Below are 22,621 nucleotides of genomic sequence, written 5' to 3'. Positions count from 1 at the left end.
ACGACCCGAAGGACGTTCCTCCCATGACTGAGATCAGCCGCCGCACCTTCATCGGCACCACCGCAGCCGGCGCCGCCGTTGCGGCCGGACTCCCCGGCACGGCGGAGGCCGCAGGGCGCGACGCCCGCCACGGCAGCATCGCCGACGTCAAGCACGTGGTGATCCTGATGCAGGAGAACCGCAGCTTCGACCACTACTTCGGCACCCTGAGCGGCGTACGGGGCTTCGGCGACCGCCAGGCGGCCGTCCTCCCGGGCGGCACCCCGGTGTTCCACCAGCCCGCCGGCAGCCCCAAGGAGGGCTACCTCCTGCCCTTCCGTATGGACACCACGAAATACAACGCGCAGAACGCGGGTGGCCTCCCGCACGACTGGGACTCCGGCCACTCGGCCGTCAACGGCGGCGCCATGAACAAGTGGGTCTCCGCCAAGGGCCAGCGGACCATGGGCTACTTCACCCGGCAGGACATCCCCTACCAGTACGCCCTGGCCGACGCCTTCACCCTCTGCGACGGCTACTTCTGCTCACTGAACGGCCCCACCGACCCCAACCGCCTCTACCTGTGGACCGGCACCGCGGGCCCCGGCGTCGACGGCACCACCGGCCCGTGGACCGACAACACGCCGGTCACCGGCAACCCGGTGGCCGACTGGACGACATACGCCGAGCGCCTGGAGGAGGCCGGGATCAGCTGGCGCGTCTACCACAACCCGGACGGCTCGGACGACCGGTACGGCGACTACGACGACAACGCCCTGTCGTACTTCAAGCAGTTCCACGCCTTCCCCAAGGACGACCCGCGCTACATCAACGCCATGACGAAGTTCGACCTCACGGCGTTCGACCAGCACTGCAAGGACGGCACCCTGCCCACCGTCTCCTGGCTGGTGGCGCCCTACCTGTTCTGCGAGCACCCGGCCGCCAGCCCCGACTACGGCGCCCACTGGGTCAACACCGCACTGCAGTCACTGTTCTCCAATCCCGAGGTGTGGAAGCACACCGTCTTCCTGCTCATGTACGACGAGAACGACGGGTACTTCGACCACGTCATCCCGCCGTTCCCCGAGCCGGGCACCAAGGACGAGTTCGCGAACGGCAAGGCCATCGGCCTGGGCAGCCGGGTGCCGCTGTGGGTCGTGTCGCCATGGTCGCGCGGCGGCTGGGTCAACTCCCAGGTGTTCGACCACACTTCGGTGGTGCGCTTCCTGGAACGCGTCACCGGTGTGCGGGAGCCCAACATCTCCGACTGGCGGCGCACCGTCTGCGGCGACCTCACCACCTGCTTCGACTTCGCCAGACCCGACTACAGCATCCCCGGGCTGCCGGACACGGTCGCCCTGATGGCGAAGGCCGACGCCAACAACTCCCTGCCACCGGTCAAACTGCCGGACAAGCAGTCCATGCCCGCGCAGGAAGAGGGACGACGACCGCACCGCCCGCTGCCGTACCGGCCGTGGGCCGACGTGACGGTCGACCGGGCCACCGGCAAGGTCACCTGCACGCTCACCAACGACGGCAGCGTCGGCTACCACTTCACCGTGCTGCCGAACATAGCCCTGCCCTTCACCGGTACGCCGTTCACGGTCCCGCCGCGTTCGTCCCGCACCTACGTGTGGGACGCCACGGCGACCGACGGCCGCTACGACTTCTCCGTGTATGGCGCCGACGGGTTCGTCCGCCGCTTTTCCGGCGCCGTCGTCCGCGAGGGCCAGGACGACGTGGCCGTGCCGTCGGTCACGGCGGCGCTGCGGCACTCCGGGCGCCCCGAGAACTCCTCGCTGGAACTGGAACTGCGCAACGCCGGCGGCACCGAGGTGGCCTTCACGGTCACGCCGAACGACTTCGCCGGCAAGGAACAGACCGTATGGGTCAAAGCCGGGGACCGCACCCGGCTGACCTGGCGTACCGACGACGGACGGTACGACGTCACCGTCACCGCGAGTACGGGCACCCGGTTCACCCAGCGTTATGCGGGAACCGTGCAGGCCGGGTGAGGCACGCCGGGTGGGACCGTTCGCAGGCTGCGGCCCGCGCCCGGTCCCACGCCGGCGTCGTCCTGGCGAAGGGCGTAACAACGGGTTCCGAAGAGCACATTCAACTGTGGGACACCAGCAACCCTGCCCGCCCCGTGCGCCGGCGCTCGCTCGAGACCACCACAATGGCTCTCACCCCCGGCGGGCACCGCCTGGCCGCCGGCACCAGGACAGGATCCATCCAACCGTGGGACACCACGCATCCGGATAGACCGCGAACAATGCGCTCCCACACCGGGACCGGTGGTGCTGTCTACGCTGCTGCGTTCAGCCCCGACCACCGCAGTCTGGCCGTCAGCACCGCCGATGGCGCCGTTCAGCTGCGGGACGTCTCGGACCCCGTACATTCGCGGTGGTCATGACTGGCCCGTGGGCGGCGGGGTACCGGGCTGCGGGACGGGGGAGGGACCGTGGCAGATGTGGTGGCCCCAGCATGTGGTCCGCCAGATGAGGCGATCAACCCGATGATGCTGCACAAGCCCCCTGCACGTGCCCGGAACTGTGGCCTCCACCACGGCGAATGTGATCTTGCCGTGGTGAGATCGCCGGATGCTCGGTTTCCTCCTCCGCCTCCTGCCGTTCTGGGTCCGCGAACCCCTGCTCATTGCGGTCGGGTCCGTTCTCGGCGTACGCATCATGTACCTCGCCGTCCGCGATCACGATCGGGTCGCGGCCGGTCTCGGCGTGGTGTTCCTCGTGTTCACCGCAATACGCGTCTACACGGTGGTCCGGGCCCTGCGCGCACGCCGGAGCCCGAGCCCGGCGGCCTCCGCAGACGGGCCGGCGGCCGATGCTGCCGCCCAGACCGCAGCTGAACCGCGTCGTCGCCCGGACACTCCACAGAAGGACCACAACGCGTGGGGCCAGGCCGTCGCGGCCGTGGCCGTGTTCGGCGCACTCGCGGCCGCGCTGTGGGTGGCCCCACACGTGATGCCGTCCAACGACAGCACCCCGCAGCCCGCCTCGTGTTCGGGCACCGAACACGAGGAACTGCCGAAGGCCTACAAGAAGACGCCCCAGCCCGTGACCGGTGAAGAGCTGTGCAAGGCGCTCAACCGGCCAGACCTGGCCAAGCTCCTCGGAACACCTGAAGAGACCGCGACCACTGCTTCCGGCACCAGCAACACCGCTCCCCTGACTGACGGGAAGGTGGCCCAGCCGGAGGCCGAGGCCAGGTTCGACACGTACACCGTGAATGTCTCGGCCACTTACAACGAGCTGTCGATCGACCAGTACGTGAAGCTGATGAAGTTTCGGGGATGAGAAGGACATCAAGACCCTGACCGTTCTCGGTCGGCCCGCAGTCTTCTTCTCGGATCACACCATGCAGTTCCAGATCAGTGTCGGGAGCGGCGGATCCGGCGGACCGGTCGAACAAGGCCCCCTGGCCAGGACGCTGTCCGTGGCCCTCGACCGTCATGACCGGGGCGGCTACTACGAGATCACCGTGTGGAGCACGTCCGGAACCCTCCCGGACGACAGCGCTCTCCTCGACATCACCGAGAAGGTTCTTCCGACGATCCGCGAACGGGCTGTTCGATGAGACGCCCATAACATCCCGGCCGCACCCAGAGAGGTGCGGGTCCACGGCCGGCGTGGTGCGGTCATCGGCGGCCGCCGCCAACGACGCCACCCAGTACGGGCCTTCGGTCCTTCTGCCGGACGAGGCTGCGGCAGGGGCGTCGGGCTGGAGGCCGGGGCGAGCGGGGGAGGAGCTGTACCACCACCCGTTCCAGGCACTGAAGATCGTGATCGAACAGGTCCATCCACTCAGCCAGGGCGGCCATCGAACAGGCCACGGCTCGCCATCCGTCAGCTTCAGCCTGGACGGGAAGGGAGCCGGCCAGGCGCGCGTGCCGCCCACGGCCCAGACCGTGGCTCACCCCAGCTGCCGTGGCAGCGGCGTGTACACGCTTTCGGCGCCGTTTCCCTCTTCCTGGTAACCGCACTACCGAGTCCCCAGGAGGCCAACACCGTGACAGCGCTGTGGGGTTGGCTGACGGCGAGCACGGCGACGGGTGCAGCCGCGGGAGTTCTGGTGCGGACTTCCGGGTATCTGCTCAGGGAGCACATCCGATCCCGGGCGATGACCGCCATGGTGCGTGAACTCTCCGCGCGAGGAGGGCAAGCCGAGGTGAGCGACCAGGACGGCACCACCTGGACTGTGCGCCTGGATACCCAGGAGCCTCAATGACGTCGCCACCTGACGAGGCAGACTTCGACGCCCTGTTCCGACAGTGGTACCGGCCGCTGCTGGCACAGGCCATGTTCATCTCAGGAGGGCGCCGCGCCGTGGCCGACGACGCCGTCCAGGAAGCCTTCCTCCAGTGCTGGCAGCGCTGGCACGCCACACATCTCGAGCCGGTCCGGGCCTGGCCAGGCTGGCTGCGCACCACCGTCGTCCGTGAAGCGCTGCGCCTTCAGAAGGAAGCCGGCTCGGTCGGCTTCGACACCGATGCCCACGATCACGCCGGTCCGGAGATCGATCTGGCGTCCTTGATGGATGCCCGCGGCGCCTACCGCCTGGTCCTGGAACGCATCGTCCTGCTCAGCGACAAACAGCGTGAAGTAGTGGGCCGTTGCGCGATTGCCGGACAGTCGCTGGGGGATGCCGCCAAAGAGATGCACATCCAAGTGGCCACGGCACGCGTACACCTCCACCGCGCACGACAGGCGCTCGAAGAGGTACGCGAGCAACTGCAGGAACTGGGCGTTATCGACCCGAGCGAGGGGAGGCAGTGATGGACCGTCGAGAGGACGGCAGCGCTGCCGCACGCAACGAGACCGCGACGGCAGCAATGATGAATGGCCGCCCGGACGAAGAGCACGCTGCCGCACTGGCCGAGACCCTGATCGCGACCGAGCAAGAACTGGGCTCGGCGCTGGCCACGGCCCAGGACGTCGAATCCGCGCTCGCCAGGCTCAAGCAACGCGTCAAGGCGCAGCCTGCCGTCCGGCACGGGCTGAGCACTCGGCGGAGCCCGCGAGTTCAGCACGACCCGCAGGACCGCAGTGGCGCGCGGGCGATGTTCATCGAGCTGCGCAAGCTGCAGGACGGCAGCGCGGAGTACGCGGAGCTGCGCAATCAGCTGGTCCGCATGCACCTGCCGCTCGTCGAGCACCTGGCGCGCCGCTTCCGCAACCGTGGTGAGCCGCTGGACGACCTCACCCAGGTCGCGACCATCGGCCTGATCAAGTCGGTCGACCGCTTCGACCCGGAGCGCGGCGTCGAGTTCTCGACGTACGCGACCCCGACGGTCGTCGGCGAGATCAAGCGGCATTTCCGCGACAAGGGCTGGGCGGTGCGGGTGCCGCGCCGCCTGCAGGAACTGCGCCTGGCCCTGACGACGGCGACGGCCGAGCTGTCGCAACAGCACGGGCGCTCGCCCACGGTCCACGAGCTGGCCGAGAAGCTGGCCATCTCGCAGGAGGAGGTCCTGGAGGGCCTGGAGTCCGCCAACGCGTACTCCACGCTGTCGCTGGACGTCCCCGACACGGACGACGAGCCGCCGGCGGTCGCGGACACGCTGGGCGCCGAGGACGAGGCGCTGGAGGGCGTCGAGTACCGGGAGTCGCTGAAGCCCCTGCTCGAGGACCTCCCCCCGAGAGAGAAGCGGATCCTGCTCCTTCGCTTCTTCGGCAACATGACGCAGTCGCAGATCGCACAGGAGGTCGGCATCTCCCAGATGCACGTCTCCCGCCTGCTGGCCCGCACCATGGCCCGGCTGCGCGAGGAACTCCTCGTCGAGGAGTAGGCCACCCGAGACCGGCCACGCCGTGCGGACAAGGAGGCGGGTGAGCTGCGACGGTGCTGTCACGTTGGCTGACCAGGGTGGGATGATCTTCTGGTTGATCACCAAGTTGCCGTCGACATCATTGCAGCGGGCTCTGTATAGGCTGGTGCACATGGATGTGACGGGGTGTCTTGGGTGTGACCTCCTGACCGGGCGCCGGGAGTTGCCCGGGGGCGTCCTGCACGAGACCGCCGCTTGGGTGGTGAACCACGTCGTCGGTCCGATGAATCTCGGCACCTTGATCGTCGGTCCGCGGGAGCACGTCGTGGCCATCGCGGAGCTCGACGACACGGCAGCGGTGGAACTCGGCCCCTTGCTGCGCGATACCGCTCGTGTCGTGGAGACATTGTGCCGGCCCGAGCAGACCTACGTCTGCATGTGGTCGCACGGCCGCGACGCGCGCAAGCACCTGCACATCGCGGTCCAGCCCGTGACCGCGAAGGTGCGGGCCCGCTACGGCGGGCTGCGCTCCGAGCAGCTCCAGGCCCGGATGCTGGCGGACGGTGACGAGCCGGACATCACGGAGGTCGAGCAGTTCTGCGAGCGGGCTCGCGAGCTGTTCCGGGCGATCACCGACAGCAGCGCCGAAGACCGCAGCTGATCACCCGTACTGTGCCGACGTCACGACGCAGTCGGGCAGCCATCTGTGAGGAAGCACTGCAGTCTTCTCCCTCACGCACCCTTAACGTGAGGTTGGAAAAGGCTCAGCAGGCTGAGTTGTCGGTGGGTGATCCGTCAGCAGGCGACGAGCCGGCGGCCTGCTCAAGTACGCGGGAACGCCGGCTGGGCCGGCAGCTTCGAACGCTGCGCTCGCGTCGCCCGTTGTCTGAGGCGCACTCTACGGCCGAGGCATGGCCTCCCCGGATCACGCTCTTCATCAGCTCCGGGATCAGCGGTGTGCCCTCCCGCCAGGCACAGATGCTTGGCGGGAGGGCACACCGATGGTGAATGACCTGCCCAGCCCCCGAGGCGGTGCAGATCCAGCTCTACGGGCGGGCCCCCGTGCCGTCCGTACAGCTGCATGCGGTGTTGCTGAACGTGCCCGACAGTCGGGCAGAGGTGAGCAGCACCGTGACCGAGGTGCTGGTCGTTCGGCTCGGCTGTGGGCTGACGCGTGTGCCGGGAGGCTTCATCGGCGTTTCCGTCACCAGACGATCGAGCCGGTGTGCAGTCCGGTCTCGTTCCGTGTCGCCGATTCGTCCCCGCTGGCGCCTGCTTCGGCCTGGTCTGCGGCATCCGACAGCGTGCGATACACCACGTCCCAGCCGGGTGCCCCGTGTGGAGAGTCCTCGACGAGCCGCTCTCCCTCCCGCAAGTAGGCCAGCATCCTCTCGTGAGGAGAGGAGCGCTTCTCGTGCTCCATTTGCATCCCCTTTTCCGTGTCCCGTTTCTTCGTTTGTGGGAAGCAGCTCGCTCCCTTCGTGTCGGGAGCGGTAGGTCCCGAGTCGGGACCACGGGTTTCGCCTCTCGCGACCACCGTGGCCCCGAGAGGCGAGCTACTGCTCTGCGTGCGGTTCGGATATGCGCTTGGCCTTGGTTTCCGCCTTCTCCAAATCCCTGGAGACGGTCGCGGATGAGACCTTCAGCAACGCTGCGATCTCGATGCCCTTCAGGCCCCAGACGTGGGTCAGTTCCCAGACCGTCGCCTGTCGCTCGTCACGGATCGCGGCCTTCACCGCAGCCAGCAGTTCGAGGTATTCCAAGCCCGCGGTGATGTCGTAGGGAGCGGTGGTGTCCGGCCACGGCCTGCCGCCCTCCGGGAGCTCGTCCGAGGGCCGTTCCAGCTGTGCCCGCATCCGTCCCAGTTCCGAGAGGAACTTGTTGCGGGCCACGACCGTCGCGAACACGATGACCGGCTTCCTGAACACGGTGCCCCTGCGGAATTCCTGGATCACCGCGAGACAGGCTTCCTGGGTGACGTCGTGGGCCAGGTGGTAGTCACGCGTCATCCGCATCACCACCGTCAGAAGCCGCGGATGGACCTCCTTCAGTACGTCGCTCAGCTTCGCCTCCTGTTCACGGGACAGCCGGTCTCGTGGCCGCGCGGGACCCGCTCCTCCTGAGTTGGTTGCCATGGGCCGTCCTTCCACCGGACTCAGGCGGGGATGGACCCCGCAGAGGTTGGTTGGTAGTAGGACGCTCAAGGGGCCAACTTCTTTCATCCGCCGCAAGGCTGACGGCGCAAAATTTCCCGCGGCACGGCCGTCCTGACAGGCATGGACACTCGAACCGCGCTTGCGCTGGCGCTCGGCGCGCTGGCCGTCTACGCCGCATACCGCAATCCCGAACTCGGCACTGCAATCGGCATCGGCGTCATCGTCGTGACCCTGCTCTTGGCGTTCTTGAAGTAGAGCGGACGGGCCCGCCCAAGGTCCGCGTTGCCGAGATGGCGGGGAAGCCTTTCCCGGTGAACAGGGCCCAGGCGCTTGCCGCGCTCGCCCGGAGCAGGAACTGGCCCCGGCCGAGCCCGAGTTGGGCCTGCACCTGGACCGCTACGTGGGCCACCTCGACCGCGGGCATCGGCGCGAGGCCCGCATGCGCGACCCCATTCGAACGGTGCTTCACCCCGACCTGTGCGTCCTGGGCCAGCCCGGGCGAGGCCCGTTTCGGACCGCTGCGGCAGTTCACCATCGCCAAGTCCCACCACCCCAACCACCCCGTGCAGACCCGGGCCGTGCACGCCTACCTGCGCTGGCGTAATGCCAACGCCCGCCATCGCGACGTCCTGGTCGCCGAACGCCGAGAACGCGCCCGCATCCGCGGTGAGAAAGGCATCCGCTGGTGCGGACGTCCTCTCAAGACCGCGGCCTGACCCAACTGGCGACCCTCCGAGGTCACGGCATTACCGGTCGAGCGGGGACGAAGAAGTGCCGGACAGGTGGTCCTGGCGCCGGATGGGGCTCAACGCCGCGCGTGGCGGATCTTCAGCCGTCCGAACCCCATGCTCCCAGAGATCCGGATCCTCGGCCCGCCGGGGCGGGAGCGGCGCCGGGTCTTGTAGAGCGAGTCCTTCCACCCGGTGTGCAGCTCCTCAACGTCGACGATCGCGTCGCGAGGCACCGTGATCTTGGCGTTGCCGGTGCCGAGTTGCAGCTCGATGTCGACCACCGGATGCTCGAAAACGGCCCGGGACAAGTCGAGGTACACCCTTCCGAACGCGGACTCGACCTTGAGCATCCGCGGTACCCGCCATGTGCCGCGCCGCTGGATCCGTCCGCCGGCCGCGGCAATCGTGGACGCGGTGCCCGCCTTCTCCTCCGGGAGCGAGGCCAGGACCGACACGAGCTCGCTGTGTGTTTTCGCAGTGAGCACCTGGTCGAGGCCTTCGTCCATCTCCTCGTGTGAGATGTGCCCCTGGGCGTACGCCTCCTGCAGGCGCTGCACGGCCGTGTCGCGGGCGTCTTCGCCGATCAGTGACGGCGGGTCTTCCGGCAGAGAGGTCACCGTCTCACTCTAGTGCCGTGCCGACGATACGAACACGCCAAGGTCCGTAGCGGGCAAGGCAATTGATGGGGAGGCCGATCGCTCGTCATCATGGCCTCGACCGCTCAGCCCGGCGAACCCATGCGGTCACAGCACGAGATGGAGGCGGCTGTGAAGTGCCGGGCCTGTGCTCCCCGCGGTGCGCACGCAGCTGCGGCAGCTGCGGCAGCTGGGCCGTGGCCGGGAAGCGGCACGGGTGGCCTCTTCGGGTGGCGTTGTCTGCCCAGGAGCGCTGAACCGCGCAGGGTTGCGACATATTAGGGCCACCCCGGCTGAGCGTCCTGGTTGCGCGGTCGCCGGGTGGTGCGGGAGCCCCAGCAATTGCTTTGCCGGGGATCCCCGGCGTGAGCGCCGCGGTGTCCGGCGCACGTCGAGGCACGAAGGCACGTCGGCTGACGGGCCATGGCGACCTCGCCGTAACCGGGGCGGCGGCAGAACGTTGAAGGATCATGAAATTGAACCGCCTTCACCCGGCTGCCGCTGTCGTGGCAACCGCTGTGGCGCTGCTCGCCCCTCTTCCCGCCGCCCAGGCCGCATCGTCCGCTCGTGCCGCCGACGACGTTGAGTTCCATTACAGCGCGCCCGAGATCAGCGAGGCGGGTGACCATGTCACCTGGCACTGGTACATCACCGACAGGGGTGCCAAGGCGGCCCACAAGGTCGTGCTGACCCACACCATCGAACCGAACCTTGCGATCACGTCCGTCTCCGGACCGTGCACTGTCGACAGGGCCAGGGCGGTCGTCAAATGTATCTGGGATCAGCTGGGCGCAGGTCAGAGTGCGGATGGGGCCATCGGGGCGGAGCTGCCCGAGGACCTGAGCGGCTCCGCGCACATCAAGGGCCGGGTCACCTGGCAGGAGCCGCCGTCCGGAGCCTCTTCCGCCCAGTAGCCGGCGGCATCGCCACCGTCCGCAGTACCGCAGACCGTCGACACACCGGCGTCGCACTCTCCACCAAGCTGGGGCAGTTCGGCGCCGGCAGCCGGGCGATGTACGCACCGCACCCACGCCCGCTTCGACTGGACCGCGGCCAGCTGGAGGCGTCGGCACTTGCTCATGGCGGTGCTTGAGAGCGTCATGGGCCGCGAGGACATCGGCCGGGGCGAGGCTGCGCCGGTACGCGTGCGTGATGATCGTCCCAGCGAGTTCAACTTCCCGCGCCCGTAGCCGGGCAATCTCCGCCGCGTCCTGGCCTTGTTCCTCTACGTCGTGACCATGTCACCGGTCTGCGACAGCGGTGTCGTGGAACGACGACGCCGGTATCCCCGCGGTGCACAGCTCCCTCCTAGTGATCGAGCAAGCACCGAGGAGCCGAGACCGACTCGGCTCAACCACTGGATACCAAGGGGTCTTTCATGTCCGGCAACCGTCGCAAGGCCTTTCTCGTCTCCGCAGTCCTCGTCGGTGGCGCCATGCTGATGACGGCATGTCAGGACGCGGGCGCCGACGCGGGCGCCGCGCAGAGCTCTTCGTCCGCCACCCCGGCCGGCAAGGCGGTCACCCCGTCCGGTTCGTCGACCACGGGCAGCTCTCAGGGCGGCGGGACGGACTCCGCCGGGAAGGACTCCACCGGCGGGAAGAGCTCCGGCGGGCAGGGTACGGCCGCTGGGACCGGCTCCGATGCGAGCAGCAAGGTCGGCAAGTGCCGCACCGGCGACCTGAAGATCACGGCGACGGACAGCACCATCACCGGCGATCCCGACGGCACCGTCGCGGTGCAGCTGAAGAACGCAGGCGGCCGGGCCTGCGTGGTGACCGGATACGCGGGCGTCGACCTGAAGACCAGCTCGGGGGCGCTGTCCGCGAAGCGCACCGGTGAGAAGGGCAGTTCGGTCACCCTCAAGAGCGGTCAGTCGGTGTACTTCGGCATCAACTACCCGCTCAACAAGTCGGGCGGCTCCGGCGTCCGGATCACGGGGCTGGTGGTGACCCCGCCGAACGAGACGACGTCGGTCACCCTCGGCTGGCCGGGCGCCGGCACGCTGCCCGTCACGGACGGCTCCGGCTCTCCGGTGAAGGTCGGCCCGGTCGGAAGCGCCGGTCAGGGCGGCTGACCTGCACGCTTTTAGACGTCATCTCAATTGGTGAGTCTGCGGTAGCAGATGAGGGTGCAGGCGATGCTGGTGAAGGTGGTCGGCTTTGCGCTCGTAGCGGCGGTGGAGTCGCAGTTCCGGCTTCCCGGGGGTTTTCAGCGCCCGTCGCCCAGCGTCAGCACACACCAGTCGCGCATCCAGACGCATCGCTCTAGCCTGGATTTGTGGGGAACTTCTAGCGGGTCGAGGAATCACGTGGTGCGACCTTGTTTTTCGGAAGCGCGGCGTATCCATATACCGCTGGGCTGGAGTTTGCCGAGGTAGGTCATCATGCGCGTCCGAAAGACGTTTATAGCTACGGCGGCAATACTGACGTTGATCGGGAGTGTTCCCGCGGCATCGGCAGCCACAACGCCGCGTACCGCCCAAGGAACCACTGCTGGGGTCGCGCCCGACTTGGTGCTCCCCGCGGCAACACTCAGCCATACAAGGCTCACCGTGCGGTGGGACGGTCGCGTGTTCATACTGACGGCCTCATGGAAGATCCACTACACCGCAAAGAATATTGAGGATCAAACCACATACCAGACCTGGGCAGACATATGGGAGCTGGACGACTCCGCGCATGACCTCCTCGCGACAGGCGCCGTGAAGGCGGTCGCCCTCAAACCACGAGTGCAAGACCATATCGTGACGCAGACGTTCACTATGAACAGAGCAGCGATCAACACCGAGATCGGGGACGAGGAAGTCTTCGCCAAGGCTTGGGTCCTCAACACCAAAACCCAGGAAATGCTTAAGGTGCCGTCCTTGTCCGTCAGTGTCGATGACTAACGAGTTGGTGCGTGAGAGCGGGTGAGGTGTTGTGCCGGAGGGTGGCATGATCCCGCTGTGGCGATCATGGTCAATCGGACGGTGTTGGCGCATCGGCTGTTCACGGGGCTCACTCGGTGTCATCTCGCGTGCCTGGCCGAGGAGTTGGCCGTGCCGTGGCAGGCCGGGGTCGAGGGTCGTCGGCATACTGCGCGAGGCGGGGTCCGGAAGCGGGCCGAAGGTGCCGGAGCCCGCCCTCAGCTGGTGTTTCGTCGATCGGCTCGTGGCCACGCTGATCCATCTGCGGCACGACCTGCCGCACTCGGTGCTGGGACTACTGTTCGGCGTCGACCGCTCCGCCGTCACCCGCGCGATCGGAGAGGTGCGCACGCTCCTGGCCGAGCGGGGGTGCGCGGTCCCGGACAGCCCTGGCCTGCGTCTTCGGACCCTGGCTGATGTGTTCGCCTACGCCCAGGCCGAGGGCGTCGAGCTGTGTCTGGACGCCACCGAGATCCAGGTCCGCCGTCCACCGGCCGGCCGCGGCGGACGGCGCGCGTTCGTCTCCGGCAAGAAGAAGCTGAGACACGCCGAAGCCATACCGGATTTTCTGCTCTGCCTGTCCCCGCGGCCCGCACGGCGCTAGCGTCAAGTCCATGATCGTATGGCTCAACGGCACCCACGGCGCAGGCAAGACGACGACCAGTGCGCTCGTGCAGCAGCTGATCCCGGACTCACAGGTGTTCGACGCCGAGAAGGTCGGCGAGACACTCATGGACATCAAGCCAGGGCTGCCCCGGACGGACAACTTCCAGCACTGGCCGCCGTGGCGGCCGCTCGTGGTCGAGACCGCCCGACGCGTCCTCGACTACACCGGCGGCACCCTGGTGATGCCCATGACCGTCCTGGTCGAGCAGTACTGGCGCGAGATCAGCTCGGGCCTCGCCCAGCACGCCATTCCGGTCCGGCACTTCGTCCTCCATGCCGACCAGGACACCCTCCGCGGGCGCATCGCGGGTGACACCGTCGTTGGCCCCAACTCCCCGTTCCGTCTCCAATACCTTGAGCCCTACGCAGAGGCGGCCCGCACATGGCTGCACGCCGAGGCCGAGGTCGTGGACACCACGCACCTCGCACCCGCCCAGGCCGCCCAGCAGATCGCAGAGGCCGTCAGGAGCTGAGAGAACGGCCTTCCGGCGCCAAACCTCGCATGGCTGCGTAGGTGTGATGCAGGAACGAATGTCGGCGAGTGTTGGCAGCGGTTGCGGCCCAACGGGGCTCTGGTCCACTTCTTGTGGACACTCACTCTGCGCGACGGCTCATTGGCCTGGGTGTGCAATGGACCCCGCTGAACTTAGCTTCGGTCATATTGGATGGGCTGTGGGCCCTCCGGGCGATAGTTTGACGCGATGATCAACCTGCAGGTTCGTCGCGAGTCCGGGACCGTCGTGGCTGGGGCCGAGCATGGCGTCGCCTGGGACGAGTCGCTCGCGGCCACGCGCCGGTCTGTTCTTCCGCGCTCCGTGATCCGACGTGACGGGGCATCGGGGCCCCTGTCATGCCTGGCAACCCTGGGTGCTGACGCCCGACTAGCGGCCTGATGTGTAGCGGAAGGACGTCAGGACCACGTGCCCTTCGATCGCTTCGACGCCGACGACACGGCCGGTGAAACCGCCGGCCACCTCGGTCGACAGATACTTTCCGTCGAACGAGCCGAGCACTTCCTCCGTCCCGTCCGCAGTAGTGACCGACAGCGTCACCAGGTCCACCTCGTCCGGACTCCAGTGGCGAGTTGGCTCCGGCAGCCGGACGCTGACCCGCAGCACGGGCTCGATCCCCTCCATGGCGGCTGTCCGGCCCAGTTGGTGCAGAGCGGGCCCGATACGCAAGGAGGCCTCAACCGACGTGCCGTCGTAGGTGAGCGCACAGCAATGGTGCGCGTCAACGCGCAGCACGAGCTGTCCGGAGCCTGCGGAGGTGTCGAAACGCGCCTCGGCCGTCCACTCCTCGTCGCGCGCCCGGGTCGCCAGGAGCGGCCGGCCGGGTCCCTTGGACTCAGCGTCAACGACGAGCCCGGGACCGTCGGACGGACGGGTGAAGGTGCTGGGATACATGCCAACGCCCAACCAGCGGCCGTCGAGTTCCGCGGTGTCGAACGTGTCCTCGAAGGAACGATCTGCGGGCACGACGGAGAATCGTTCTTCGTCGACGACCGGCCAGCCGTCGACCCAGTCGATCCCGACCAAGAATGTCTCCCGGCCGTTGACGTGGTAGTTGGGCGACTTGCCGCGGGGCCGCGCACCGAGGTGGACCATGGCCCAGCTGCCGTCGGTGAGCTGGACGAGGTCGCCGTGCCCTGCGTTCTGCACCGGGTGGTCGGTGCTGCGATGTGTGAGGACGGGGTTGTGGGGTGCCGGTTCGAAGGGGCCGTCGATGGCGCGGGCGCGGGCAATCGTGGTCATGTGTCCGCGCTCTGTGCCGCCCTCGGCGAGGAGGAGGTACCACCACCCGTCGATCCGGTACAGGTGCGGCCCCTCCGCGTGTGCGCCGCCGGTCCCCTGCCACAACAACTCCGGCTCGCCGAGCATCTCGCCACTCGCGAGGTCGACCGGCACGCTGGCAATCCCGTGGAAATCCGGCCCCCAGGCACGCCAGGTCAGATGACACACCCCGTCCTCGTCCCAGCACAGATCAGGGTCGATACCGGTCGTGCCGGGCACGTAAACCGGGTCGGACCAGGGCCCGGCCGGATCCTCGGCAGAGATGACGAACTGCCCGTCATCGAGCGTGAGCTCGTTCGTGCAGGCGATCCAGAAGCGCCCGCCGTGATGGCGGATCGTTGGAGCGTAGATCCCACTGCTCGCGGCACCGGCATGCTCGGCGATCTGGCTCGGGCGCGTCAGAGCATGACCCACCAACTCCCACGCAACCAGATCCGTGCTGCGGTGTACAGGCAGGCCAGGCAGGTACTCGAAACTCGAATTCACCAGGTAGTACACGTCTCCCACCCGGCAGATCGACGGGTCCGGATACAGCCCGGTCAGGACCGGCTCAGTCATGGTGCTCAGTTCCTCTCAGCGGTCAGGCTCAAAGCGACGGCTCAGACCGTTATGTGGACGGCTCAGCCGAGAATCTCAGTTATCCGGCGGCGCAGGTCTTTCGCCTGCGGTAGCCGGTCCTCGGGTGCCAGTGCCTGCGCCACCTGTGGCGCAGGGGTGTCGAGGTAGGGGGCCACCATCCTGGCGGCCTGTGCGTCGCCGTCGGGAGCAGTGCCGGACGCGACCGCCGCGGCTGCGACTGCAGCCCATGCCTCGGGATCGTCGAGCAGGTCCCGGACTGTCGAGGCCTCCCAGTCCACAGCCCCGTCGGGGCGGTGCGCAACGGGGTCGGGGACGGTCCAGCGGTGCTCACCGTGTGCCACGTCCACCGCCGCTCCCGTGCCGGGCACGTGCACCTCGGCACGGGCACCGACCGGGACCCGCACGGTGAGGTCCAGGGCCTCACCGGTCCGCTCCCACGAAACCGACGCCTCGCCATATGGGGTGAGGTGGGCGGCCGACGCGCGGGTGAGCGCGCGGTTCGGCAGCGGACGGACGAGTAGCCGACGGTAGCCGGGGGCGGCAGGGGCAAGCCCGGCGACCGTGCGGTGCAGCCAGTCGGCGACGGCGCCCAGGGCGTAGTGGTTGAAGGAGGTCATCTCCCCCGGATTGATGCTCCCGTCGGGAAGCATGCTGTCCCACCGCTCCCACACGGTTGTGGCGCCCATGGTCACGGGGTAGAGCCATGACGGCAGTTCCGTCTGCGTCAGAAGCCGGTAGGCGACGTCGATGTGCCCGGTGCTGGTGAGCGCATCGCACACCAAGGGTGTCCCGACGAATCCGGTGGCGATACGGAAGCCGCTCGTTCGCACCAGGTCGGCCAGTCGACGGCCAGCCTCTCGGCGCTGGGCGGGCAGCGGCAGCAGATCCCACTCGATGGCCAATGCGTACACGGTCTGAGCATCGGACAGCATCCGGCCCGCGGGCGCCACGAACGCCTGCGTGAAGGCGGCCCGTACATCGTCGGCCAGGGCGCGGTACTTCTCCGCCTCCCTCAGCCTCAGCAACCGCGCCGCCTCGGCGACGATCCATGCGGAGCGGGCGAAGTGGGCCGTCGCCACGACATCGGGATCGGCCTTGGCCCGGCCGGGTTCGTCCGGCGGTGCGGTGGGATCGAGCCAGTCACCGTACTGGAAGCCTCCCCGCCACAGACGATCCGGGCCGCACAGTTCGGTGATCTTGTCGACCCAGGCCCGCATGCTCGGGAACTGACGCTCCAGCAGCCCCAGGTCGCCGGTGCGCCAGTAGAGCGTCCAGGGAAGGATGGTGGCCGCGTCCCCCCAGGCGGCGGCAGGTGTGCGGGAGAAGGCGTTGTGGTTGACGTCCGGAACGACGTGCGGCACCGATCCGTCCGGGAGCTGTTCGGCGGCGAGGTCCGCCAGCCAGGAGCGCAGGAAGCCCGCGGTGTCGTAGAGGAACGAGGCCGTGGGGCCGAAGACCTGGATGTCGCCGGTCCAGCCCAGGCGCTCGTCACGCTGGGGACAGTCGGTGGGCAGGTCAACGAAGTTGCCGCGGGTGCTCCAGACGACGTTCTCGTGCAGCCGGTCGAGCTGTTCGTGGGACGAGGAGAACCACCCAGTGCGGCGCAGGTCCGTGCCGACCACCACCAGTTCGAGATCCTCCGCCGCCAGCCCCGGCACGCCGGTGACCTCGGCGTAGCGGAAACCGTGCAGCGTCAAGGAGGGCTCCAGAACCGCGTCGCGGCCGTCCAGTATCCAGGTGTCGGTGGCTCGTGCGGCACGCAGTGGCCGGGTTCCCAGTTCGCCGGCCTCCAGCACTTCAGCGTGCCGGACGACCACCGTGGTGCCCGCCGGCAGCCCGCGCACGCGCAGCCGCACCCAGCCCACGGCGTTCTGCCCGAAGTCGACCAGTGTCGCGCCGGCGGGTGAAGTCCACACCCTGCGCGCCGGCAGCACACCCGTCGGCCTGATGGGCGGCCCGTCAGGGGCGACCAGGCGGGACAGGTCCGCTTCGACGACCTCTACCCCCGTCACCGCGGTGGGCACGCCACGCAGCCGCAGGTCGGTGGTCTGCCCGTTGTACAGGTCGTCGGCGACCACCTCGCTCTCCCGCGCCTGCCAGGTACCGTCCGTCGCCAGGACGTGGAGAGTGCCGTCGGTGGTGGTGACTTCCAGCTGGGCGAGCAGGGCGAGGCGGTCGCCGTACAGGGCGCGGTCACCCATGTAGCCGAGCCGGCCGCGGTACCAGCCGTTGCCGAGCAACGCCTCCACGACGTTCTCACCTGGGCGGACCAGCTCTGTCACGTCGTATGTGTGACAGCGCAACCTGTTCCCGTACGACGTCCAGCCCGGGGCGAGGACGGTGTCGTCGACGTGGCGACCGTTGACCGACGGCACGTATATGCCGTGCGCGGTGGCATACAGCCGGGCGCTGCGCACCGGGCCGGGTATGTCCATCCGGCCGGAAAGCACGGGGGCCCGGCCGTCCATGGCTCCGATCCCGGCTGGGGTGATGAAGCGGGCCGTCCAGTCGGAGGGATGGAGGAAACCCGCCTCGACGGCGGCGGATTCGCCCCACGGGCTCCAGTCCTGGCCGTGCGCGACCCGGACGCGTGCCTGGGCGTGCTCGCGGGAGCCAAGCGGCGGCGCGGGCCACGGCACGAGCACCTGCTCCGGGCCTGCGACCTGATAGACGTCGCGGTTTTGGCCGCGGACGATCTCCACCTCGTAGGCGGTCTGCTCCCAGCCTTCGTCGGCATGCGCGACGGTCCAGGACAGTCGGGGCGTCGGCACTCCCATTCCGAGCACGGGTCCTGGGTCGGTCCGATGCTCGAAGCGGGGGGCGCTCGGGGTGGAAGCGAAAGCCATTCAAGGGCTCCATCACATGGAAAGACGGGAACACACGTCCTGGCGGACCGTCACGAACAGTCGAAGGCAAACTGATTACGCAGCCGAGTCCGGCGGCCTGGGACTTTCCTCACGCTCATCGGCGAATTCTTCACGCAATCGCTCTAGGAACTCAATGTGTACATCCATCGCCTTGGCGCCATACTCGTGACTCCACTCGCTCAAGGAATGCTCAACGTGCGAGTCGAACGCCACCAGTGGCTCGAAGTCCGCCGAGCGATCACGGTGTCGAAAGCGTGCGATCTCGCCCTTGCGCGTCTCAAGCTCGGTATCGATCAACGCGATCAGCCGGCCCTTTTCCATGAATCCGGCGAAATTGAGCCTGGCGAGCAGATCCGGATCCTGGAACCGGGACGGAGGAACGTACGGTCCGTTGATCCACTCGAGGAATGCGGCGATACCTTCATCCGTCGGACGATAGAGCTTGGCGTCCTGTGCCCCGGAGCGTTCAAGCACGGTGTAGGTGACCCACCCGCGTGACCTCATCGTCGTCAGGGAACGGTAGACCTGGCTCATCTGGGTGTTGGACCGCAGGAAACGGCCTGTGGTGTCGAAGTACTTCTTGAGCTCATATCCGGTTCGCGGTCGCTCGAGCAGGACTCCGAGCAGCAGAAACTCCAGCTTCATGGTGGACGCAATCTTAGTCGTGTCGGTCGGTAACAAATCGAGCTATCCGAGCACGGGCGGAGCGAAGCAGTAATCGCCCGCCCCAACGGTGAACCACACCCGGTCTGCGGCTTCGCCCGAGGTGGGAACGTCCGCCGCGGCAACGCCTCCGATGGTCACCGCCCGGAGGCAGGTACCACGCGTCAGATCGCGGCAAGTTCTTCCGCCACCCGTCGAAGCAACCGTGCGGGCACCAACTCCGTCGCGGCGAGCTGGTAGATACTGGTGTCAGCGAGGGCGGAGATGAACTCGCTCTGGGTGAACTGCGGCAGGTGACCGTCAAGCACCTTCCTCGCGCGAGGGTGCGCGAGCAGCTCGGTCAGGGGCGTGGAGAGGCCGAACGCTCCGGATGGGAACTCTTCGAGTCTGGGCAGCGGCTCCGCGGCGATCGCGGCCGCCCGGGCCTGCTCCCGCACGAGCAGGTGCTCGGGGCCGGGGGTCTCGTGTGCCGGGATCCCGAGGCGTTCGAACTGACTCGCAGGCGCTTCGTGTTCGCTCAGCAGCCGCGCGAGCAGACGCAGCATGCGCAGCTCCACCTCCGGGTTGTCGAGCGGGCGCTGCTGGCCCGGGTCTTCGTCGAGGTCGAAGAGTAGCGTGCCGAAGGTGTACGGATTCAGTTGCGCACGCCCATCGACGCGCAGCGTCCGCATACCCTTCGTGAAGCCGAACGGCTCGGCGAGGCGGATGTCCGACAGCTCGGTCGGGCTGAAGCGACTGCGCATGTGCGTCGGCATGAGTGTGTGCTCCTCGAGGGGAGCATTCTGGGGCGTTGCGCTGGCCCGCATGTACACGTAGCGGCCGTCGGTGACATTCACATGGCCGCCGTACGAGCCGAACAGCGCGCCCTCGCGGGGGGAACGCCGTGACAACGGAGTGCCGAGCATGTCGGGCGTCGGATCGATACCGAAGAACTCGAGAAGGGTGGGCGCGAGATCGATTGTCTGGGTGAGGTCGTCGCGTCGCTCGCCCCGGACGCCGGTGCGCGGATCCCATAGGAACGCCGGCAGGTGCACCAGTTCCTCGAACCATGGCTGCACCGACTTCGCCCACCAGCTGTGCTCGCCGAGCAGAAAGCCGTGATCGGTGTTGACGATCAGGAGCGTGTCCCGCCACAGGTCGTACTCGTCGAAGAGGTCCAGGATGCGACCGAGCGACCGGTCGCACATCGAGACGAGCGCCTTGTACTCGTATCGCGCGTGCTCGACCTGGTCGGCGTCCTCCGTGACGCGGGCGTACGGCGGCCAGTCGAACTCCGGGCCGTCGTAGTCGTGTGGGTAGAGGCGCTTGTACTCGTCATAGGAGAAGAAGGGCTCGTGCGGATCGAAGCACTCGATCTGCAGAAACCAGTCGTCCGCGTCGCGGTTCGTCTCGATGAACTCGACACCGGCGTCGAAGGTGCGCGTCTGCGGGTGCGCTTGCTGACGCTGCAGATGTCGGCGGTTGATCGCATCCTGTCGGGCGAGAGGGTGCGCGAAGCCTTTGTCGCGCAAGACCGTGACATCGCCCTTCCACGGGTCACCCTCTTGCCCGCGGAAGAACTCCCACGTCGAGTAGCGAGTGTGATACGTGGCGCCGCCGTCTTCCCAGTAGTGCTGGTGATCGGAGGCAAGGTGGGTGTGAATTCCGGCGTTGCGCAGTATCTCGGGCACGGAGTCGTCGAACGGCTCGAGCGGGCCCCAACTGCGGTGCAGAAAGTTGCTGCGCCCGGTGTGCAACTCGCGGCGAGCCGGCATGCACGGCAATGAGCCGGCGTAGAACCGGTCGAAGGTGACGGTGCGCTCCGCGAGCCGACGGAAGTTCGGGGCGATGATCTCATCCGAGCCGTACGGCGGAAGCATATGCCGATTGAGACTGTCGAACATCACCATGATCGCGCGCACCGTGGATCTCCTTTAGTCGTACGCCGTTCAAGAGGGGGGCCATGCGGCGGGAAGAGCCCGCCGCATGGCTGCCGCGTGACGCTGATCAAGCGGCGACTATAGCACAAGTGTCATACTCGAGATGGCTGGACGAGCCGTGGTCGACGGTCGAAACGGCGCTGGCTGTGGCCAGGAATGAGCAGGTCAGGCTTCTCCGCGAACCCGATGCTCGGCGGGGTCTGGATCGCCCGCCCGAAGAAGTCCGCCGTCGCGTCGGCGTCCGGCACCGGCTGCGAGGGGATCGCGATGCCGGAACAGGCCGCGGGCGACCCGGACTTGAGCTGAAAACCCTGAACGATCTCAAGGGCCTCCTGAAGGTCGGGCCCTGCCCCGCCGGCGGTCTCCTCGAAAAGCTGCGCGGCGTCCGCGTTGGTGAAGAGCGGATCACCTTCCACCGCGTTCACGCCGAAGGCCGGCATCCCGTGGAACAGATTGTCCGAGCAGTCCTCTCCGCAGTAGAAGTAGAAGTCATCGGGCTTCTCCCCTGTGGCGTAGAGGATGTTGTTCTTGAACTGCAGGCCGCCGAAGAACCCGGCCTCCTCCACTGACTTGGACTGCTCCGGGTCATCCTCGAGCAGCGTCGTCGGCCAGGAGCGGGAGATGTAGGTGTTGTTGTAGATGCGGAGGTCGTCACCATTGCAGTTCTCAGGTGTCGGCGGCTGAGTGTCGCAGCCCGGCGCCACACCCATGATCGACTTGTCGTTGATGCTCACGTTGTAGCGGAACGTCGCGTGATGCGGCAAACCGGTGGTCGAGTTCGACGCCCCCACGACGAGGATGGCGTTGGTGTTGTTGTAGCTGACGTTGTACTGGTACAGCGTGTTGTCCGTGGTCCCATCACCCATGTCGAAGGCCTCGCCGTCGCACCCGTCCGGTGCATCAAGGTCGCCCTTGAACACCATGTCGTGCACCACGTTGTGCTGAGCGACCGCGTTGTTCGTCTCCCAGAACCAGAGGCCGGCGTTGCAGATGCGGTTCACCGGGTCAGTGAACGGCCCTCGGTTGGCCATCCCGGCTTTGTCCACCTCGTTCCAGCTTGAAACCGGCGCGTCGGTGCGCAACACGATGATTCCGTTGCCGGTCACCCTGCGCACGACGTTGCGGGTCACGAGCACGTTCTTCGAGGTTGCTTCAGTCCAGGGCTGGTTGGCCGGCGGCCGGGGGACCCTGCGTCCGGAGACGGTGATGCCGTTGTTCGACAGGTCGGAAACGGTGTTGTCTCTGACCACGAGGCCGTCGAACTTCCCGGTTCCCGTTGCCGAGAAGATGATCCCGCCGGAGAAGTTCGCTTGGTCTCGGATGAGGCCGTCCACGTTGCTGACGGAGAGGCGTTGCACGACAACGTCTTCCACGAGACCGGTCGTTGCCGTCACGAAGAGTCCCTGACGGTTTGTGCTCACCTTGGTGGGGGACGGATTCTCCAGGGCCAGGTCCTGGACCACCACGTGGGACATGTCAGCCAAGGTGACCGCGGATGTCCCGGTCGCGGAACCGACGACGGTCGGAAGTCCCTGCTCCCGATCGCCGTAGGCTCCGATGACGATCGGGTGCCCCTGCTCTCCGCTGCCCCGGGGCGCCAGGGTCCCATGGCAGGTCGTACCACGCTGGAACAGGACTCTCTCGTCCTGGATGAGGACGAGCGAGTTCACAGAGTCAAGATTGTTGAACGGACTCTCCCGTGAGCCGTCCCCGTTCCCGGTCCGCGAACAGTCTACGAAGTACTTCTGACCGGTGCCCTCATCCGACGACGCAGCTGCCGCCTGTGGAGCAGCGGTGACCGCTATCGTCGCGAAGGCGGCGACCAGCCCCAGGAGGCGTCGCTTACTACCGATGCCCATCCTTGTTCCCTTCGACTCGCTTGGCATTACGTTCCATTGCGATCTCCTGGACCGCCGGGTTACGGGCGACGCGCGCAC

19 protein-coding genes and 2 pseudogenes are annotated in these 22,621 nt (G+C 67.5%); 13 read left to right on the top strand and 8 right to left on the bottom strand.

From position 1 onward, the window contains the following. The first annotated feature begins 23 nt into the window (after positions 1–23). The 6 genes from ACZ69M_RS47390 (at position 24) to ACZ69M_RS47365 (ending at position 6,428) form a co-directional block, all read left to right on the top strand. Positions 24–1,994 carry a phosphocholine-specific phospholipase C gene (locus ACZ69M_RS47390; RefSeq protein WP_470059914.1) on the top strand — a complete coding sequence of 657 codons (1,971 nt, stop codon included), beginning with the start codon at positions 24–26 and terminating at the stop codon, positions 1,992–1,994. Positions 1,995–2,582: 588 nt separating this feature from the next. Further along, positions 2,583–3,296, top strand: coding sequence for a DUF6215 domain-containing protein (locus ACZ69M_RS47385; protein WP_470059913.1), 714 nt, complete (start codon positions 2,583–2,585; stop codon positions 3,294–3,296). Between the two features lie 61 nt (positions 3,297–3,357). After that, positions 3,358–3,576, top strand: a complete 219-nt coding sequence (locus ACZ69M_RS47380; protein WP_470059912.1) for a hypothetical protein — start codon at positions 3,358–3,360, stop codon at positions 3,574–3,576. Positions 3,577–4,223: 647 nt separating this feature from the next. Then, positions 4,224–4,775 carry an RNA polymerase sigma factor gene (locus ACZ69M_RS47375; RefSeq protein ID WP_470059911.1) on the top strand — a complete coding sequence of 184 codons (552 nt, stop codon included), beginning with the start codon at positions 4,224–4,226 and terminating at the stop codon, positions 4,773–4,775. Further along, complete coding sequence (locus tag ACZ69M_RS47370) at positions 4,775–5,788, top strand: SigB/SigF/SigG family RNA polymerase sigma factor (protein ID WP_470059910.1); 1,014 nt, start codon at positions 4,775–4,777, stop codon at positions 5,786–5,788. The genes ACZ69M_RS47375 and ACZ69M_RS47370 overlap by 1 nt, the downstream gene beginning before the upstream one ends. Positions 5,789–5,939: 151 nt before the next feature. After that, a complete protein-coding gene (locus ACZ69M_RS47365; protein ID WP_470059909.1) occupies positions 5,940–6,428 on the top strand; it encodes an HIT family protein in 489 nt (162 codons plus the stop codon). A 543-nt stretch (positions 6,429–6,971) separates the two neighbouring features. Here ACZ69M_RS47365 and ACZ69M_RS47360 read toward each other — a convergent pair. Next, positions 6,972–7,190 (bottom strand): hypothetical protein, encoded by a 219-nt coding sequence (locus ACZ69M_RS47360; protein ID WP_352054250.1) that lies wholly within the window; start codon positions 7,188–7,190, stop codon positions 6,972–6,974. A 133-nt stretch (positions 7,191–7,323) separates the two neighbouring features. Continuing rightward, the gene (locus tag ACZ69M_RS47355; protein WP_470059908.1) at positions 7,324–7,902 is read right to left on the bottom strand and encodes an RNA polymerase sigma factor; all 579 of its coding nucleotides are present in this window, start codon (positions 7,900–7,902) and stop codon (positions 7,324–7,326) included. A 141-nt stretch (positions 7,903–8,043) separates the two neighbouring features. On the opposite strand from ACZ69M_RS47355, the gene ACZ69M_RS47350 reads away from it, so the two are divergent. Both ACZ69M_RS47350 and ACZ69M_RS47345 read left to right on the top strand, forming a co-directional pair. Beyond that, positions 8,044–8,178, top strand: a complete 135-nt coding sequence (locus ACZ69M_RS47350) for a hypothetical protein (RefSeq protein ID WP_268256109.1) — start codon at positions 8,044–8,046, stop codon at positions 8,176–8,178. 200 nt (positions 8,179–8,378) lie between these two features. Continuing rightward, positions 8,379–8,639, top strand: a pseudogene (locus tag ACZ69M_RS47345) (IS630 family transposase); the annotation flags it as partial. Between the two features lie 89 nt (positions 8,640–8,728). Here the strand turns inward: ACZ69M_RS47345 and ACZ69M_RS47340 are convergent. Further along, a complete protein-coding gene (locus tag ACZ69M_RS47340; RefSeq protein WP_470059907.1) occupies positions 8,729–9,271 on the bottom strand; it encodes a DUF1707 SHOCT-like domain-containing protein in 543 nt (180 codons plus the stop codon). Between the two features lie 524 nt (positions 9,272–9,795). Between ACZ69M_RS47340 and ACZ69M_RS47335 the strand changes: the two genes are divergently transcribed. The 5 genes and pseudogenes from ACZ69M_RS47335 (at position 9,796) to ACZ69M_RS47315 (ending at position 13,336) form a co-directional block, all read left to right on the top strand. Next, positions 9,796–10,203: a hypothetical protein gene (locus ACZ69M_RS47335; protein WP_470059906.1), complete on the top strand. Its 408-nt coding sequence runs from the start codon at positions 9,796–9,798 to the stop codon at positions 10,201–10,203. A gap of 464 nt (positions 10,204–10,667) precedes the next feature. Further along, positions 10,668–11,366 (top strand): DUF4232 domain-containing protein, encoded by a 699-nt coding sequence (locus ACZ69M_RS47330; protein ID WP_470059905.1) that lies wholly within the window; start codon positions 10,668–10,670, stop codon positions 11,364–11,366. Positions 11,367–11,675: 309 nt separating this feature from the next. Then, positions 11,676–12,179 (top strand): hypothetical protein, encoded by a 504-nt coding sequence (locus ACZ69M_RS47325; protein WP_470059904.1) that lies wholly within the window; start codon positions 11,676–11,678, stop codon positions 12,177–12,179. Between the two features lie 66 nt (positions 12,180–12,245). Further along, positions 12,246–12,735 (top strand): annotated as a pseudogene (locus ACZ69M_RS47320) (helix-turn-helix domain-containing protein); the annotation flags it as partial. A 76-nt stretch (positions 12,736–12,811) separates the two neighbouring features. Then, on the top strand, positions 12,812–13,336 hold the full coding sequence (locus tag ACZ69M_RS47315) for an AAA family ATPase (RefSeq protein WP_470059903.1): 525 nt from the start codon (positions 12,812–12,814) through the stop codon (positions 13,334–13,336). Positions 13,337–13,744: 408 nt separating this feature from the next. Here ACZ69M_RS47315 and ACZ69M_RS47310 read toward each other — a convergent pair whose 3' ends face one another. From ACZ69M_RS47310 to ACZ69M_RS47290, 5 genes are all read right to left on the bottom strand, one after another. Further along, entirely contained in the window at positions 13,745–15,214 is a 1,470-nt protein-coding gene (locus ACZ69M_RS47310) for a glycoside hydrolase family 43 protein (RefSeq protein ID WP_470059902.1), read from the bottom strand. A 62-nt stretch (positions 15,215–15,276) separates the two neighbouring features. Further along, positions 15,277–18,081 (bottom strand): family 78 glycoside hydrolase catalytic domain, encoded by a 2,805-nt coding sequence (locus ACZ69M_RS47305; protein WP_470059901.1) that lies wholly within the window; start codon positions 18,079–18,081, stop codon positions 15,277–15,279. Positions 18,082–18,156: 75 nt separating this feature from the next. Continuing rightward, positions 18,157–18,747 carry a PadR family transcriptional regulator gene (locus tag ACZ69M_RS47300; RefSeq protein WP_470059900.1) on the bottom strand — a complete coding sequence of 197 codons (591 nt, stop codon included), beginning with the start codon at positions 18,745–18,747 and terminating at the stop codon, positions 18,157–18,159. Positions 18,748–18,929: 182 nt separating this feature from the next. After that, the gene (locus ACZ69M_RS47295) at positions 18,930–20,666 is read right to left on the bottom strand and encodes a sulfatase (RefSeq protein ID WP_470059899.1); all 1,737 of its coding nucleotides are present in this window, start codon (positions 20,664–20,666) and stop codon (positions 18,930–18,932) included. 110 nt (positions 20,667–20,776) lie between these two features. Then, positions 20,777–22,354, bottom strand: coding sequence for a right-handed parallel beta-helix repeat-containing protein (locus tag ACZ69M_RS47290; protein WP_470059898.1), 1,578 nt, complete (start codon positions 22,352–22,354; stop codon positions 20,777–20,779). Positions 22,355–22,621 lie beyond the last annotated feature (267 nt).

It is taken from the genome of Streptomyces sp. NPDC107454 (assembly GCF_055582885.1).
Note: the sequence above shows the minus strand (reverse complement) of the source record. Positions and strands in the feature narration are given on the sequence as shown.